We start from the raw sequence: 14988 nt of genomic DNA on the forward strand, positions 1-14988 counted from the left end.
TAATTCTTCAGACGCGGGGTGGAGCAGTCTGGCAGCTCGTCGGGCTCATAACCCGAAGGTCACAGGTTCAAATCCTGTCCCCGCAACCAAATTCGAAAGCCTGATTTCCACAAGAAATCAGGCTTTTTGCGTTTTACCCACGTCACTCTTTGTCCCTGGGGCGCGGCCCGATGCGCCGTGCGCGATGCTCAAGATATCCCATCACGAGTTTCCATGTCAGGTATCTACACTACGAACGAGAACGAATTCGACGCTATTACCGAACTCTGGGAGGCGTCCGTGCGAGCAACACACGACTTCCTGAGCGACGACGACATTGCGTGGCTTCGTCCGCGAATTCGCAACGATTATCTGGGGGCCGTCACGCTGCGTGTGTTTCGCGACGATGCTGGCACCCTTCGCGGTTTTCTCGGGGTCGCGCAGGGCAATGTGGAGATGTTGTTCGTTGCGCCCGATGCGCGCAGACAGGGCATTGGCGCCACGTTGCTGGCATATGCCGTGCGCGAGCTCGATTGCACGGGTGTCGACGTGAACGAGCAGAACCCGCAGGCGCTGGCGTTCTATCGACGCGAGGGGTTCGAGGTGACGGGCCGCTCGGAATTCGACGGGCAGGGACGCCCGTTCCCGCTGCTGCACATGCGGCTGGCTAGCGGGTCGCCGGCAACAAACGCTGCTTGATTTTCGCGCCGAAGACATTCACTACGAGGCCGGTCATCACGAGTGCCGCCCCAGCGATTTGCGGTCCGGCGAGTTGTTCGTCGAGCAGTAGCGCGGCGGACGCAAGGCCGATGATCGGCACGAGCAGGGAGAACGGCGCGACCTGACTCGCGGGGTAGCGCGTCATCAGGCGGCCCCAGAGGGAGTAGCCGACGAGTGTGGCGATGAAGGCGAGATAGGCGATCGCGAAGATCGATGCCGCCGAGATATGCGCGAGCGAGTTCGCGATTTGCTGCGGCCCTTCGAACCAGTAGGAGAGCAGGGCGAAAGGAATTGGCGGAATCAGGCTGGCCCAGACAACGAGGCCGACGAGATCGACATTGCCGATCTTCTTCGTGACGATGTTGCCTGTCGCCCAGCTAAGCGACGCGCAAAGTGTGAGTACGAAGCCGAGCAGTGTCATTGCGCCGCCGCCCTGCATGCCGATGACGGCGAGGCCCGCCGCCGCGATCAGCAGGCCGACGACGTTCTGCGCGCGAAATCGTTCTCCGAGGCAGAGCACAGCAAGTCCGAGTGTGAAGAAGGCTTGTGCTTGCAGCACGAGTGACGCGAGACCGGCGGGCATGCCGACGTACATTGCGGTAAACAATAGTGCAAATTGCCCGAACGAAATCGTTGCACCGTACGCGATCAGCCAGCGCCAGGGCACTTGCGGACGTTTGACGAAGAAGATGGCTGGGAAGGCGGCGAGCAGAAATCGGAGGGCGCCTAGCAGCATTGGCGGCACGCCGTGTAATCCGACCTTGATGACGACGAAGTTCACGCCCCAGGCGAGTACAACGATCAGAGCCTGTAACAGATCCTTCGGTGCCATGCTGGCGTCTCCTTGTGCTGCATTGGTACGGTGGGGGGAAGGCGAAAGTGTACTCCCGGAGCGTCGACGTGTCGTGCGGAAAACCTCGCAGTGGCTCGTGGGGCTCGGCTGAGGCGGTTCGACCGGTCCGGGCGGGCGCGAGGGGCATGACGTATACTTTGTATTTTGTTTATCAAGAGACGTCGTCTTGTGAAGTACTAGATGGCGTTTGCCGTATCGAGGAATTTGCATGAGCTTACCCGCCCGCCGCGTTAGCGTCGCACCGATGATGGATTGGACAGATTCGAACTGTCGTGTTTTCCATCGTCAGCTTTCGCGTCATACGTGGCTCTATACGGAGATGGTTACGACGGGGGCGCTGTTGCACGGCGACGTCGCGCGTCATCTCGACTTCGATTCGGTAGAGTATCCTGTTGCGTTGCAGCTAGGCGGCAGCGAACCGCAGGACCTGGCGCGTGCGGCGAAGCTCGGCGAGCAGTGGGGGTATGACGAGATCAACCTGAATTGTGGTTGCCCGTCGGAACGTGTGCAGCGCGGCGCGTTCGGCGCTTGCCTGATGGCCGAGCCTGAACTGGTGGCCGATTGTGTGAAAGCGATGCGTGATAGGGTGCAAGTGCCGGTCACGGTCAAACATCGCATTGGGATTGACGACGTCGAGTCGTTCTCGTTCGTCGAAGATTTCGTCGGCAAGATTGCCGAGGCCGGTTGCACCACATTCATCGTGCATGCGCGCAATGCGATTCTGAAAGGACTGAGTCCGAAAGAGAATCGCGAGATTCCGCCGCTCAAATACGACTACGCTTATCGCCTGAAGCAAGTCTTCCCGCAACTCGAGATTCTGATCAACGGCGGCGTCAAGACGCTCGATGAAGTTGAGTTGCACTTGCAGCACGTCGACGGCGTGATGTTGGGCCGCGAGGCGTATCACAACCCTTACGTACTGGCCGAAGTCGATGCACGTTTCTATGGCGATACGTCGCCGGTGAAATCACGCGAGGAAGTGGAAGATGCGTTGATCGCGTACGCAGCGACGCAGGTGGAGCAGGGCAAGTATCTTGGCGCGATTACGCGCCATGCACTGGGCCTGTATCGCGGTGTGCCGGGGGCACGCGGATGGCGTCGTGTGCTGTCGGATCCGAAGCGGCTGAAGGCGGGTATCGGTGCCTTCGAAGAGGCGCGCGCGCAGTTGCGTGCAGGTGCATTTTCCGAGCGAGACGAGGCGGTGTCGTTCGCTGCTGTGTAATGGCTTGCGGCAGCGAGCGAGCCTGGCCGGCGAGCGTTCGCCGCGCGAGATGGCGATGCGGCGCATCGATCGTGCACGAGAGTGAAGAAATATTTCGAAGAAGTGAAAAAAGTGCTTGGCAGCGCAATAAAAACGTCGCTATAATCTTGTTTCTGTTCAGCAAGCAAGTCAAGTTGCTGATCACGGCGGTGGCCGTAGCTCAGTTGGTAGAGTCCTGGATTGTGATTCCAGTCGTCGTGGGTTCGAGTCCCATCGGTCACCCCAAAATTCCCCTTGTAGTTCGCAAGAAAGTCTCTCCCGGTCCGGGAAAAATTCACCGAAATCATGTGTCGTGTTCTGTGCGGATCGCATCATTTTTGCGTCTGCTGCGTCTCGATCGGACGGTTTTCTGCTGCCCGGCGAATCGTCAAATTTTATGCAGGTGGCGTTTTACCACTTCCCCCGCTTTGACTCGTTGATTCGCGTGCTGCTCCGTCTTTGATGTTCAGCTCTCGATCTCGGCGTGATGCCCCTGGGGGCTTTTGCAGCGTTCGGCGACTCCAGCGCTGGTCAGCGATTTGTCTGCGGTAATGACCCCATGCAACGCGTTGCTGGCTGCGTGCATTTTTGTTGTCAGATGCGTGCGGTGTTCCCGCGTGGTGACGAACATTTTGATCACAATCGCCTGAATTCCTTCGCCGAGTTTCTGCAATCGTTCCTCCAACGTGATCGGCGCATCCCCATTGGTGGCAATTTCAAGCAGATTCAGGCCGACTTTGACTTCCTCTTCGTATATGGGGTACCCCGGTATTTATGGTTAGGTACGGTTGGTCAAGACTAAGGCCGACGGGGCGCCTGTGGCCGCAACCCGTGCCCCCATCGGGCCTTAGAGCCTTAGAGCCGTAAGGCCATAAAGTTTGATCTACATCTAATGCCGCGTTCGACACCCGCTACCAACGTAAGCGGGTGCGTCCATAATGAACTCGTCATGTTTTCATGACCCTGTCTTCCCGGGTGGTCATGGTGCCCCATGCGACCCGGTTTTGAGACCCACCCCTCAGGTGGGTCTTTTTTCGTCTGCCGAGCGCGTCCGCCATCTGCCCGGCATAACGTCCGGCGTGACATCCGACGTCACCTATTGAATTCGAACGTGCTACGATTTTTACGTGTGTAGGGCGTTTTTCGACTTTCAGAACACAGCGGAGGCGGCAATGAGTTCCTTCCTGCACGGTGGCATCGGACTCGGCAACGACGGCGAGTTCGTGCGCTTTTACGTCAACGTCGACGGCAGCGTTTTCAACTGTCAGATCGGGCGGGCCGCACTCAATCGTCTCGCGAAAGCCGACGCCAGAGGAGAAGCGCTGTTCGATCAGTTCATGGACGCCGAAGACGAGATCGTCGACCTTGCGACCCGTGCGATTGCCAACGGCGCACGCACTGAACCCATTGTCGTCGATGTTCCTTAAGTCGGTCCGAGGTGGCTGTCTCACCGGCCCCGTCCTTTCGCGCCGAACCCATGCAGCCTGTTCGCCGCGACGTTTCCTGCCTCTCGTCAACCGGAGTCTGTCATGAGCTACGCATCGCATGAGCAGGTCTACGAATACCGCGCGGGTTATCAAATTCGCGTGCGCGCTTTTCAGAACGAGTACGCCGGACCATGGGACTATCTGGTGCAGGTCAGCAGGCACGGGACTCCGGAAGGACCGGAGGTGCGCTCTCCCGACGGGCATCGCGACAACCGCATAGACGCCGAGATGGCCGGGCGTAAAGCGGGGGAGCGCATCGTCGACGAGTTGCTCGGCGAGGATACCTACGACTGATGGATGGGAATGCCGCCTTGGTCAGGCGTCAATCGCTAGCGGCACTCCGTAAGCCCTCAGCGCCCAGCCTGTCTCAAATCCCGGTCGTGACACCCGTACGTGCCCATTGGCCGTCCGCCGAGACCGAGGCGAGACCATCCTCTGCCAGTTTCTCCAGATGGGCTTGCAACGAGCGACGAGCGACGGCATGGCGCGACGCCGGCACGTCTGCGTAGACCAACGGAATGAGCGCCTCAATCGTCGCCGGCCCCACCTGTGCAAGCGCATCGAGCGTGCGCGATTCTCGCGCAAGCCGGTGGGCAATGAGCCGCGCAATTCGCTGCGCCGGCTGATCCATCAGGAAGCCATGTCCCGGTGCAAGCCACTCGGGGGCGAGTGCAGCCAGCTTCCCGAGCGACGCGAGATACGTCGCCATGTGACCGTCGGGCGGATTGATGACGACGGTCGATCCTTGCATGACATGGTCGCCGGTGAAGACCAGTTTCGTGTCATCCAATCCGTAGCAAAGATGATTGGCCGCGTGCCCCGGCGTATGAATTGCGCGTAGGACCCGGCCATCCGGCAACGTTACTTCATCGCCGTCCGCAAGCGTCACATCGGGCACAAAAGCTGTGTCCTGCCCTTCGTTGTGACGTGCGCGCATGCCATATGTCTTCGCTCCCGTCTTCTCTTTCAGCAGCCGCGCGCCGGGGGAGTGATCGCGATGCGTGTGGGTGACGAAAATCTGCCGGATGGGGCCGGGGGCGGCGTGCAGGATGGCGTCGGTATGCGCCGGTTCATCGGGCCCCGGGTCGATCACGGCCCATGCATTTTCGGTGCCACCGCCCACGAGATACGTGTTCGTGCCGGGGCCGGTCATCATGCCGGGATTCGGTGCGGCGATGCGCAGCACGCCAGGCATCAACGTGACCATTCGTCCCGGCACAATCTCGTAGCTTCCTGAACCCTGTTCGTGTGGATCGGTCAAGCTCAGTTCGGCCCACGCCGGCTCGTCTGGCGTGACCGGCCAGCGGCCGCGCTTGCCATTGGCAATGCGCGGCTGAATGCGCGGCACGGCCTCAAGCGCTTGCGCAGCAGCTATCGCCCGCTGCGCCGTTCCCACGGCTTCCAGCCACTGCAACAGCTTGCGTGTGGGCGGTAACAGGCGAAGTTGATCGGCGTGCGCGAGCGCGTACTGAGGACGCATCCATCGATGGGCCGCCGTCTCGATTTCATCGACCTCGACCTGTTGCCCCTCGGGCAGCATCGCCAGAAAGAAGCGCGTATCGAAGCGCTTGGGCAAACCCTGCGGCGTGACCCAATGACTCAGATAGTGCAGACGTTGCGGCGTAAGGCGCACATGGAACGCGCGGCACAGTGCGGCGATATCGATCCGCCCGTCGTGCAACGCCTCGCGCTCGCCACGCATGGCGCCGAGGCGTCTGGCATCAACGCTGCGCTCTGCATCATCGCTTGCGAATAGCACTCCGGTTTCCTCGAAGCATTCCCGCATGGCGGCCACGTAGTAGTCGAGGCCGCCGGCAGGCAGTTGCAGCCGCTGACTGGCCGTCGCGTCGTCGAGGCCATCGCAGACGACGTGACCTTGCCGGTCGGCCGCATCGACCACGCCACCGGGGAACACATAGGCGTCGGAACTGAAATCGGTCGCGCGTACGGCGCGTCGCAACAGCAGGACTTCCATGCCGCTGGCCCGCTCTCGCAGCATGACGAGGCTGGCGGCCATTCGGAGGCTGGGTGTCACCGGTGGAGCTTCGGAGCGATCGGGCATGGGGCGTGCGGACGCAAGCCGCGATAAATCGGTAAGCGCTTAGTTTGCCATTGGAATGCGTTGGCCGCAGGCGGGGCGACTCCCAATGGCCGCCGGGAGCCGGGTATGGGGGGAGACGTCAGGGCAGTGCGACCACGAGGCTCGCGTGCCCACGTGGCCCATACGGATCTCGTGGGGCGGGCGAGCGCAGCACCTTATTCCGCATCGTTCGCCGCATGCACAGACACCGTCATGCTGGGCTGCGCCGCGCCGTATTGCGGCGCCGACATGCGTGCGGCAACGTCCTGCAGCCATTGCATCGTCGCCTCGGGTTGCGTGACGGGCAGCATGTGGCCCCCATCCACGAGCGTTAGCTGCACGCGCTCGCTTGCGAGCGGCATGGTCTCGCCTTGCAAACGGTAATCGAGAATACGATCGCCGCGGCCGTACAGAATATCGACGGGAACCGAAAGCGAGGCGTAGCGCGCGGCCAGTCCGGGCATGTCGCGTTCGGCGGCGAGGATATCGACACTGCTAGCTTCGAAATTGCCCGGCCGGAAACCCAGCACGCCGCCGCCGCGAATGAGGAAGTCTTTCGGGGCGTCTTCGGGACCGAAGACATGGGTGAGTGTCGTGCGGCCGGTCATCATGCCGACGGGCACCGCGAGCGTGAGTCCGACCCAGCGGCGCCACCGCGCGCTGCGAATGGCCAACGCGCGAAACGCCGCGGGGACTTCGGACACCGGCTGCGTGAGCGGCGCAATCAGGGCGAGCGCCCCGACGCGCTGCGGGTGATCGAGTGCCAGCGCCAACGATACCGCACCGCCCAGCGAGTGCCCCACGACTAGCGGACGTTCCAGCGCAAGTGTGTCGATCAACCGGGCGATGGCGCTCGCCTGCGCGGCAATCGCGCCATCGCGATGCGGGGCGCGGGTCGAGTAGCCGGACCCGGGGCGGTCGACGAGCACGACACGATGCGTGCGCGCCAGCGCTGCCAGCGGCAGATAGGCGAAGTTGCGCAACTGACCGCAAAGGCCGTGAATGAACACGACAGCCGGACCTTGGCCGAAATCGACGTAGTGCAGGCGTTCGCCGTCGATATCGAGATATTGGCCGTCGGGCGGCACAGCCGCTTCGGCGCGACGTGCAACGCGACGCGTGAATCGCATCAGCACGAACACAACGGCGGCAAACGCAATGACGAGGCAACCGAGCAAATAAGCAATGAGCATGATGTCGTGTCGATCAGCAGGCAATGTCAGTCAGTCCGCATCGTAACAACGCGGGGCGCGAGTTGGGCTTCGGGATGACATGTCGCATGTCGTCGCGTGCGGGCTAACGCGTCGCAGATACCACAGCACCCGGCGTGTTCGACGCATGCGGGGAGGTATCCGTTCCCGGCACGGTCGATCGCGTGGCACGACGCTCGAAATGCATGGCGCCATCGTCGACGCGGCCCCAGCGCATCAGTCGCAAATCGCGTAAATAGCTCTGATAGAACACCCACGGCTTGCGTCCGCCTTGCTTGGGCAGCGCCCCGGCGGCGCGTTGAATGTAGCCCGACGTCAGATCGATGGCGGGCATCTCGCCATGCTCGCCGTCACGCAGACGCGGCACGCAGGTGTCTGCCCCCTGCGCATTCATATGATTGATGAGACGGCAGACGTATTGCGCGATCAACTCGGCTTTGAGCGTCCACGACGCATTGGTGTAGCCGAACACCGACGCGAGATTGGGCACGTCGCTGTACATCATGCCTTTGTAAGAGACCGAATCGGAGAGCACCACGGGCTTGCCGTCGACCAGCAGACGCGCCCCGCCCATCAACTGTACGCGCAGGCCGGTCGCGGTCACAACGATGTCGGCATCCAGTGTCTTGCCGCTCTTGAGGGCGAGGCCATTCGCTGTGAAGGACGCAATCTCGTCGGTGACGATGGCTGCCCGTCCGCCGCGCAACGCCTTGAAGATGTCACCGCCCGGGGCGAGGCAAAGCCGTTGATCCCACGGGTTGTAGCGCGGTGTGAGGTCGCGCTCGACGTCCACATGTCCTTGCGCCTGCCGTGCTGCGCGACGAATCAGCACGCGCCGAATCGCGTTCGGCCAACGCCGCGACGCAGTGTAAAAGCCGAGTGCGATGAGCACATTCTTCGCACGCACGATTCGGTGTGCCATGCCCGCAGGAAGCCATGCGCGCAATCGTTCGGCCACGCCGTCGCGCCCCGGCATCGACAGAATGTAGCTCGGCGAGCGTTGCAGCATGGTGACGTGAGCCGCCGTCGTCGCCATGCTCGGCAGCAATGTCACTGCTGTGGCGCCGCTGCCGATGATGACCACACGTTTGTCGCGATAGTCGAGATCCTGGGGCCAATGCTGCGGATGGACGACGGTGCCGGCGAAGGCGTCCATGTTTGGCCACGTCGGTGCATGTCCCGCATCGTAGGCGTAGTAGCCGCTGCACATGAAGAGGAAGCGGCAGGTGAGCGATTGCGTGTCTCGACGGCCATCGGCGTGCGTGCGCTCGATGTCCAGCGTCCAGCGCGCGATGCTCGAATCCCACCGCGCTTCGCTGACTTTGTGGCCATACCGGATGAGACCGTCGAGCCCCTCGGCGTGCGCCGTGTCCCTGAGGTAGTCGAGAATCTTGCCGCCGTCGGCAATCGCCTGATCGCTGGCCCACGGCCGGAAACTGAAGCCGAGCGTGAACATGTCGGAGTCGGAGCGCACGCCGGGATAGCGGAAGAGATCCCATGTGCCGCCGAGCGATTGGCGCGCTTCCAGCAGAGCGAACCGTGTCCCCGGGCAACGCTCGCGCAGGTAATGGGCGGCGGCAATGCCGGAGAGTCCGGCGCCGACGATGATGACGTCGAGATCGGTGGCGGCACTGGCGATCCCGGTGGCTGTCGTGGTGGCCGTCATGGCGGGGGGGCTCCGTCGGTCGGTTATTTGGTCGCCGCGGCGCGAGCCGCGGCATCGCGCGCATTCGATGAAGGCTTGCGGGCCATGGCAGTGCGACGGTAGAGCCAGATCACCATTGCCTGATAGCGCGCGCCGAGCAGGCGGGCCAGCTTGTCGACACGGCGGGCATCCGACCCGACGAGTACCCGTCTCGCGTTGCGCTCGACACCCGCGAGAATCTGCCGTGCGGCGGCGTCTGCGCTCGTCACGTCGATGAGCTTGTGGGCGCGCCGCCGATGCGTTTGAGCGTCCATGCCGGTGAGCGTGACGATGCTGTCGTCGATACGCGAAGTCTGCACGATGTTGGTCGCCACGCCGCCCGGATGCACGCAGGTGCACGAGACGGGCGCGTGCGCCAGATCGAGTTCCATCCGTAGCGCTTCGGTGAAGCCGCGTACGGCAAATTTGCTTGCGTTATAGGCCGACTGGGTCGGCATGGCGATGATGCCGAACAGGCTCGACGTATTGACGATATGACCTTCTCCGGACGCGCTCAGGTAGGGGAGAAACGCCTGCGTGCCGTGCACGACGCCCCAGAAGTTGATGTCCATCAGCCACTTGATGTCCTCCTCGCGCATGGTCGCGACCGGCACCGACAGCGAGACCCCGGCATTGTTGAAGACGAGATTCACCTTGCCATGGGCGGCGGCCGTCTCGCGCGCCCAGGCGAAAACCGCGTCGCGATCGGCGACGTCGAGTCGCTGCACGGTTACGCGAACCCCCAATGCACGGCAGGCGGTAGCGGTGTTCGCTACGCTGCTTTCGTCGATGTCGGATAACGCGAGATGCGCCCCGCGGCGAGCCAGTTCGAGCGCCAGCGAGCGGCCCATGCCCGATCCTGCTCCGGTGATGGCGGCCACCTTGTCCGTGAACGTCTTCATTGCGCTGTCTCCGATTGGGCGGCGTCGACGCCCACTGGATGGCGAAGATCGCGCGGCCTATAATTTGGTGATGGGTGTCACCACTTTAGTTTTCCGTCCGGGTGATGTCAAATAGCGAAATGGAACAAGGACTCGAATCGATAGACGCCGGATCGACGGCATCGCCCTCCGGCGGGGCGGAGACGCCGTCCGTGTCATCCGCACCGCCGACACCCTCCGCGAGCGGCGGGCGGCGCTATGGCGGCGTGGCGCAGGCCCAGCGCGAGCAGGCACGCCGTGCAGCGCTTATCGATGCCGCTACGGAAGTCTTCGGCACGGTGGGTTTTCGCCGCGCGACAGTGCGCTCCGTGTGCCGTATGGCCAAGCTCAACGATCGGTATTTCTACGCGGCGTTCGACAATATGGAACATTTGCTGCGAGCGACGTATGCGCATCATGCGCAAGCCTTGCTTGGTCAGTTGCAGGCTGCCATCGCGTCGAGTGTGCCGACGCTCGACGCACGGGTCGACGCCGGTTTGCACAGCTTCTTTGCGTTTTTACGCCAGCCGAACGCGGCGCGTGTTCTGCTGCTCGAAGTGATGGGCGTGAGTCCTGAAACCGATCAGACCTATCACCGCTATATCTCGGAGTTTGCGAAGCTGATTCTGAGCATGAGCAACGCGCCGCCATCGGCAAGTGACGACGCGCAAGCGCAGGCCAGAATCGTGGGTGTGGCGCTGGTCGGCGCAATGACCAATGCGGGCACCGCCTGGGTACTGATGGGGTATCAGGACAGCGAGGCGCGCATGGTGGCGAGTTGCCGTCGCGTGTTGCGAGGCGCGCTGCTTTGACGTGACCGACGGTGCAGCGGCGGTCATGCTCGCTACAATACGGTTTTCGCGTACAGCGCCAAGGTGCGCAGACGCTTCTGATTTCTCACTCTCCAAAGGTCGGAAATGACCACTATCGGAACACCGCTGTCGCCGAACGCGACGAAGGTCATGTTGTTGGGTTCGGGCGAACTTGGCCGTGAAGTGTTGATTGCCTTGCAGCGTCTCGGTGTCGAAACGATTGCCGTGGATCGCTACGAGAACGCGCCGGGGCAGCAGGTTGCGCACCATGCGCGCACCATTGCCATGACTGATCCCGAGCAACTCAAGGCGTTGATCGAAGCCGAAAAGCCGGATCTCGTCGTGCCCGAAATCGAAGCCATTGCCACGCCGATGCTCGAAGCCCTCGAAGCGGACGGTGTGGTGCGCGTGATTCCGACGGCTCGCGCAGCACGTCTGACGATGGATCGCGAAGGCATTCGCCGTCTGGCCGCAGAGACGTTGGGGCTGCCCACGAGTCCGTATCAGTTCTGCGACTCGCTGGCGCAGTTGCAGGCGGCTATCGACGGTGGCATCGGTTATCCGTGCATCGTCAAGCCGGTGATGAGCAGTTCGGGCAAGGGGCAGAGCAAGATCGACGGTCCCGCCGATGTGAAGGCCGCGTGGGACTACGCGATGGCCGGTGGCCGGGTGAGTCATGGCCGCATCATTGTCGAAGGCTTCATCGACTTCGATTACGAGATCACGTTGCTGACCGTGCGCGCGCGTGGCGCCGACGCACAGGTCGAGACGCACTTCTGCGCCCCTATCGGCCACAAGCAGGTGAGTGGCGACTATGTCGAGAGCTGGCAGCCGCATCCGATGTCGTCGGTGGCGCTCGAGCGCGCTCGTCTGATCGCGCGAGAGGTGACGAACAATCTGGGCGGGCAGGGCATTTTCGGTGTCGAACTGTTCGTCAAGGGCGACGACGTGTGGTTCAGCGAAGTCAGTCCGCGCCCGCACGATACGGGCATGGTCACGATGATTACCCAGTGGCAGAACGAATTCGAGTTGCACGCACGCGCGATTCTCGGTCTGCCTGTGAACACCACGCTGAAGACGCCGGGGGCGAGCGCGGTCATTTACGGCGGCGTGGACGCGAAGGGCATTGTGTTCGACGACGTAGATCGGGCGTTGCAAGTGCCGCAGACCGACATTCGCCTGTTTGGCAAGCCGGAGAGCTTCGTGAAGCGCCGCATGGGGGTGGCGCTCGCGTATGACAACGATCTGGATGTTGCGCGCAGCAATGCCCTTGAGGCCGCGAGTCGTGTGAAGCCGCGTGCGGTTTGAGCCGGGGCGGGGCTAAGGCCGTTTAAAGACCGCTCTCATACCAGCCGATGGGCTGATGCGCCGATGTGTAGGCGCATGAATCGCTGACGCACTGGCGCACTGGCGCACTGGCTCAGTAAGTGGGCGTTGCGGACTTCGGTTCGCAACGCCCGCTTTTTATTTTTGTGGTTGCGAAGTGCAACCATTAAGTTGTATTGTGCAACTATAGTGTGGTGCCTGGCACCGAAAGCCAATGGGAGAGTTTGCATCGTGAGTCCCGATCCGTCGTTGGTCGACGCCATTCGTGCCGTATCGCGCGAGATGGTCCGGGAGCTGGGTTTCATGGGCGGTGATTTTGCGGGCACCGATCTGTCGCCTTCCGCCGTTCATGCGTTGATCGAGATCGAGCGGGGTGGCGTCACCGCGCGTGAGCTCGGCGTCCGGCTTCGCCTCGAGAAGTCGAGCGTGAGCCGGATGCTGCGCAAGTTGGTGCAGTCCGGCGACATTGGTGAAGCGGTCTCGAAACACGATGCTCGCGTGAAAGTTCTGTTCCTGACGCCGGCCGGCAAAAAGCGCGTTGCGAAGATTCATGCGTTCGCGCGTGCACAAGTGATCAATGCGCTGGGGCGTCTGGCGCATGGTCAGGAGCGCATCGTGCTGGAAGGGATGCGGCTTTACGCCGACGCGTTGATGCAGCGCTGACGGGCGCGTGTATGCGTGCATACCCGTGGATGCACGGGGTGACGCGTGGAAAACGTTGCGACCGTCCGTCGTTATCCGCGACATATTGCCCGGGTGAAGCCGTTCCGGAATAACGCCTTGTGAGGTCACAACCATGAACGATTCCCCCTCTCTCGTCGAGCTTGCCGGACCGATACCCATCGGCGTGCCCGCCGCGCGACTCGACGGCCGCGTGTGCCTCGTCATGGGGGGTACCAGTGGCATAGGCCGTGCCACGGCCCTGCGCATGGCGCAGGAGGGCGCGCGTGCGGTGATCGTTACCGGACGCCGCAAGGCGCTCGGCGAGGCACTCTCCGATGACATCCGGCGCTTGGGGGCGGAGAGTTTGTTCGTGGCCGCAGACTTGACGTGCGAGGCGGATATCGTCAACACGATAACGCAGACGATGACGCAGTTCGGCCGGCTCGATGCGGTGTTCAACAACGCCGGTTTTCAGGAGCCGCGGGCACGATTGGCCGACCAGACCGACGCCGTCTATTCGCAGGTGTTCGATACCAATGTTCGCGCTGTCTTTCACGCGATGCGTCATGAGATTCCCGCGCTGCTTGCTTCCGGTGGCGGCACGCTCGTGAACAACACGAGCGTTAGCGGTGTGCGAAATCCGAATGCCGGCCTGGCGCTTTATGGGGCGTCCAAGGCGGCGCTCAATTCGCTCACTCGCGCGGCGGCGATGGAGTATGCCCCCGCAGGCATTCGCATTAATGCGGTCGCGCCGGGGCGTGTGGTGACCGCCATGATGCTTGCCTCGGGCATTGCCGATATGCGCAGCGTTGCGGCTGGACTTCCCCTCAGGCGAATGGGACATCCCGAGGAGGTGGCTGCCGCCGTCGTATGGCTGACTTCCAGTGAGTCAAGTTACGTCGTCGGCCATGTTCTGGCGGCGGACGGCGGTTTTCTGGCGGGATGAAGGCAGTGGCGCGCGCGAGGCTGGATCAGGAACTTTGCAGGGGAATCCTCTGCGTTCGCCCGTGCGGTGCATCGAAATCCTGCAATGGGCCCTTGGGCACGATACCTGTCGGATTGATGGTCCGATGGCTTTCGTAGTAGTGCCGCTTGATGTGCTCGAAATTCACCGTGGCCGCGATGCCAGGCTGCTGATAGATGTCGCGCGTGTAGGCGGAAAGATTCGGATAGTCGGCAATGCGTCGCAGATTGCACTTGAAATGGCCGACGTACACGGCGTCGAAGCGAATGAGCGTGGTGAAGAGCCGGATGTCCGCCTCCGTCATGCGTTCGCCGGTCAGGAAACGGCTCGTTGCCAGACGTGCCTCGAGGCTGTCCAACGTGTCGAAGAGCGGTACGACGGCTTCCTCGTAGGCGGCCTGCGTCGTGGCAAAACCGGCTTTGTAGACGCCGTTGTTCACCGTGTCGTAGATGCGGGCGTTCAGACGATCGATTTCATCGCGCAGCGCGAGCGGGTAGTAGTCTCCCGGCGTCGCACCGAGCGCATCGAAGGCGCTGTTGAACATGCGAAGGATTTCCGAGGACTCGTTGCTGACGATCGTGGCGCGCGCTTTGTCCCACAGCACAGGAACGGTGACCCGCCCGGTGAAGTGTTTGTCTGCCGCGAGGTAGACGTCACGCAGAAAGGGAGCGCCATGTACCGGGTCGCCGGTGACGCCGGGCGCGGGGTGGAATGTCCAGCCGTCGTCGAGCATCAACCAGTTCACGACGGCCACGGGAATCATGTCCTGCAACCCCTTGAGGACGCGCATGATGAGCGTGCGGTGCGCCCACGGGCAGGCATAGCTGACGTACAGCAGGTAGCGATCGCGTTGCGCTGCGAAGCCGCCCTCTCCATCAGGGCCGGGAGCGCCATCCGGCGTGACCCAGTGGCGGAAGGTGGCGGGGCGCCGCTCGAAGCGGCCGCCGGTGGCGCGCGTGTCGTACCAGTCGGTGTGCCATTCGCCGTCTACCAGTAAGCCCATTGCAACCTCCGGATCGAAACATTCAGGATACCTGCAAAAACGAAAA

General features: G+C 62.4%; 15 protein-coding genes and 2 tRNA genes. 10 read left to right on the top strand and 7 right to left on the bottom strand.

Annotated features, from left to right (window positions below; all coding sequences use genetic code 11):
* The first annotated feature begins 12 nt into the window (after positions 1-12).
* Positions 13-89, top strand: a tRNA-Met gene (locus AT395_RS11410).
* Between the two features lie 124 nt (positions 90-213).
* Positions 214-678 (top strand): GNAT family N-acetyltransferase, encoded by a 465-nt coding sequence (locus AT395_RS11415; RefSeq protein WP_042115575.1) that lies wholly within the window; start codon positions 214-216, stop codon positions 676-678.
* Here the strand turns inward: AT395_RS11415 and AT395_RS11420 are convergent.
* Positions 647-1531 (bottom strand): EamA family transporter, encoded by an 885-nt coding sequence (locus AT395_RS11420; RefSeq protein ID WP_042115576.1) that lies wholly within the window; start codon positions 1529-1531, stop codon positions 647-649. The genes AT395_RS11415 and AT395_RS11420 overlap by 32 nt on opposite strands.
* Before the next feature lie 229 nt (positions 1532-1760).
* Between AT395_RS11420 and dusA the strand changes: the two genes are divergently transcribed.
* Together dusA and AT395_RS11430 are read left to right on the top strand one after the other, a co-directional pair.
* Positions 1761-2774 (top strand): tRNA dihydrouridine(20/20a) synthase DusA, encoded by a 1014-nt coding sequence (dusA, locus tag AT395_RS11425; protein ID WP_058375189.1) that lies wholly within the window; start codon positions 1761-1763, stop codon positions 2772-2774.
* Between the two features lie 188 nt (positions 2775-2962).
* A tRNA-His gene (locus tag AT395_RS11430) sits at positions 2963-3038 on the top strand.
* 220 nt (positions 3039-3258) lie between these two features.
* On the opposite strand, the gene AT395_RS11435 is transcribed toward AT395_RS11430, so the two are convergent.
* Positions 3259-3465 carry a hypothetical protein gene (locus tag AT395_RS11435; RefSeq protein WP_048629274.1) on the bottom strand — a complete coding sequence of 69 codons (207 nt, stop codon included), beginning with the start codon at positions 3463-3465 and terminating at the stop codon, positions 3259-3261.
* A 499-nt stretch (positions 3466-3964) separates the two neighbouring features.
* Here AT395_RS11435 and AT395_RS11440 point away from each other — a divergent pair, with 499 nt between their 5' ends.
* Both AT395_RS11440 and AT395_RS11445 read left to right on the top strand, forming a co-directional pair.
* Positions 3965-4219 (top strand): DUF1488 family protein, encoded by a 255-nt coding sequence (locus AT395_RS11440; protein ID WP_042115579.1) that lies wholly within the window; start codon positions 3965-3967, stop codon positions 4217-4219.
* 102 nt (positions 4220-4321) lie between these two features.
* The gene (locus AT395_RS11445) at positions 4322-4573 is read left to right on the top strand and encodes a hypothetical protein (protein WP_042115580.1); all 252 of its coding nucleotides are present in this window, start codon (positions 4322-4324) and stop codon (positions 4571-4573) included.
* A 73-nt stretch (positions 4574-4646) separates the two neighbouring features.
* Here the strand turns inward: AT395_RS11445 and AT395_RS11450 are convergent, their stop codons facing one another.
* The 4 genes from AT395_RS11450 to AT395_RS11465 form a co-directional block, all read right to left on the bottom strand.
* The gene (locus tag AT395_RS11450) at positions 4647-6296 is read right to left on the bottom strand and encodes an MBL fold metallo-hydrolase (protein WP_231606134.1); all 1650 of its coding nucleotides are present in this window, start codon (positions 6294-6296) and stop codon (positions 4647-4649) included.
* A 239-nt stretch (positions 6297-6535) separates the two neighbouring features.
* Positions 6536-7552, bottom strand: coding sequence for an alpha/beta fold hydrolase (locus AT395_RS11455; protein ID WP_048629276.1), 1017 nt, complete (start codon positions 7550-7552; stop codon positions 6536-6538).
* A gap of 103 nt (positions 7553-7655) precedes the next feature.
* A complete protein-coding gene (locus AT395_RS11460; protein WP_048629277.1) occupies positions 7656-9236 on the bottom strand; it encodes a flavin-containing monooxygenase in 1581 nt (526 codons plus the stop codon).
* Between the two features lie 23 nt (positions 9237-9259).
* Positions 9260-10156, bottom strand: coding sequence for an SDR family NAD(P)-dependent oxidoreductase (locus tag AT395_RS11465; protein WP_048629278.1), 897 nt, complete (start codon positions 10154-10156; stop codon positions 9260-9262).
* 104 nt (positions 10157-10260) lie between these two features.
* Here AT395_RS11465 and AT395_RS11470 point away from each other — a divergent pair, with 104 nt between their 5' ends.
* The 4 genes from AT395_RS11470 to AT395_RS11485 all read left to right on the top strand — a co-directional run bounded on the left by AT395_RS11470 (position 10261) and on the right by AT395_RS11485 (position 13921).
* Positions 10261-10986, top strand: coding sequence for a TetR/AcrR family transcriptional regulator (locus AT395_RS11470; protein WP_376738384.1), 726 nt, complete (start codon positions 10261-10263; stop codon positions 10984-10986).
* A 105-nt stretch (positions 10987-11091) separates the two neighbouring features.
* Positions 11092-12294, top strand: coding sequence for a formate-dependent phosphoribosylglycinamide formyltransferase (purT, locus tag AT395_RS11475; RefSeq protein WP_048629279.1), 1203 nt, complete (start codon positions 11092-11094; stop codon positions 12292-12294).
* Positions 12295-12543: 249 nt separating this feature from the next.
* Positions 12544-12975 (top strand): MarR family winged helix-turn-helix transcriptional regulator, encoded by a 432-nt coding sequence (locus AT395_RS11480; RefSeq protein ID WP_052765571.1) that lies wholly within the window; start codon positions 12544-12546, stop codon positions 12973-12975.
* Between the two features lie 133 nt (positions 12976-13108).
* On the top strand, positions 13109-13921 hold the full coding sequence (locus AT395_RS11485) for an SDR family NAD(P)-dependent oxidoreductase (protein WP_048629280.1): 813 nt from the start codon (positions 13109-13111) through the stop codon (positions 13919-13921).
* 25 nt (positions 13922-13946) lie between these two features.
* Here the strand turns inward: AT395_RS11485 and AT395_RS11490 are convergent, their stop codons facing one another.
* The gene (locus AT395_RS11490; RefSeq protein WP_048629281.1) at positions 13947-14942 is read right to left on the bottom strand and encodes a glutathione S-transferase family protein; all 996 of its coding nucleotides are present in this window, start codon (positions 14940-14942) and stop codon (positions 13947-13949) included.
* Positions 14943-14988: the final 46 nt, after the last annotated feature.

The organism is Pandoraea apista (genome assembly GCF_001465595.2).
In the GTDB taxonomy this organism is placed as follows: domain Bacteria; phylum Pseudomonadota; class Gammaproteobacteria; order Burkholderiales; family Burkholderiaceae; genus Pandoraea; species Pandoraea apista.

Coding starts and splice junctions, on each gene's coding strand:
- AT395_RS11415 (WP_042115575.1), top strand. CDS start 214: ATGTCAGGTATCTACACTACGAACGAGAACGAATTCGACGCTATTACC.
- AT395_RS11420 (WP_042115576.1), bottom strand. CDS start 1,531: ATGGCACCGAAGGATCTGTTACAGGCTCTGATCGTTGTACTCGCCTGG.
- dusA (WP_058375189.1), top strand. CDS start 1,761: ATGAGCTTACCCGCCCGCCGCGTTAGCGTCGCACCGATGATGGATTGG.
- AT395_RS11440 (WP_042115579.1), top strand. CDS start 3,965: ATGAGTTCCTTCCTGCACGGTGGCATCGGACTCGGCAACGACGGCGAG.
- AT395_RS11445 (WP_042115580.1), top strand. CDS start 4,322: ATGAGCTACGCATCGCATGAGCAGGTCTACGAATACCGCGCGGGTTAT.
- AT395_RS11450 (WP_231606134.1), bottom strand. CDS start 6,296: ATGGCCGCCAGCCTCGTCATGCTGCGAGAGCGGGCCAGCGGCATGGAA.
- AT395_RS11455 (WP_048629276.1), bottom strand. CDS start 7,552: ATGCTCATTGCTTATTTGCTCGGTTGCCTCGTCATTGCGTTTGCCGCC.
- AT395_RS11460 (WP_048629277.1), bottom strand. CDS start 9,236: ATGACGGCCACCACGACAGCCACCGGGATCGCCAGTGCCGCCACCGAT.
- AT395_RS11465 (WP_048629278.1), bottom strand. CDS start 10,156: ATGAAGACGTTCACGGACAAGGTGGCCGCCATCACCGGAGCAGGATCG.
- AT395_RS11470 (WP_376738384.1), top strand. CDS start 10,261: ATGTCAAATAGCGAAATGGAACAAGGACTCGAATCGATAGACGCCGGA.
- purT (WP_048629279.1), top strand. CDS start 11,092: ATGACCACTATCGGAACACCGCTGTCGCCGAACGCGACGAAGGTCATG.
- AT395_RS11485 (WP_048629280.1), top strand. CDS start 13,109: ATGAACGATTCCCCCTCTCTCGTCGAGCTTGCCGGACCGATACCCATC.
- AT395_RS11490 (WP_048629281.1), bottom strand. CDS start 14,942: ATGGGCTTACTGGTAGACGGCGAATGGCACACCGACTGGTACGACACG.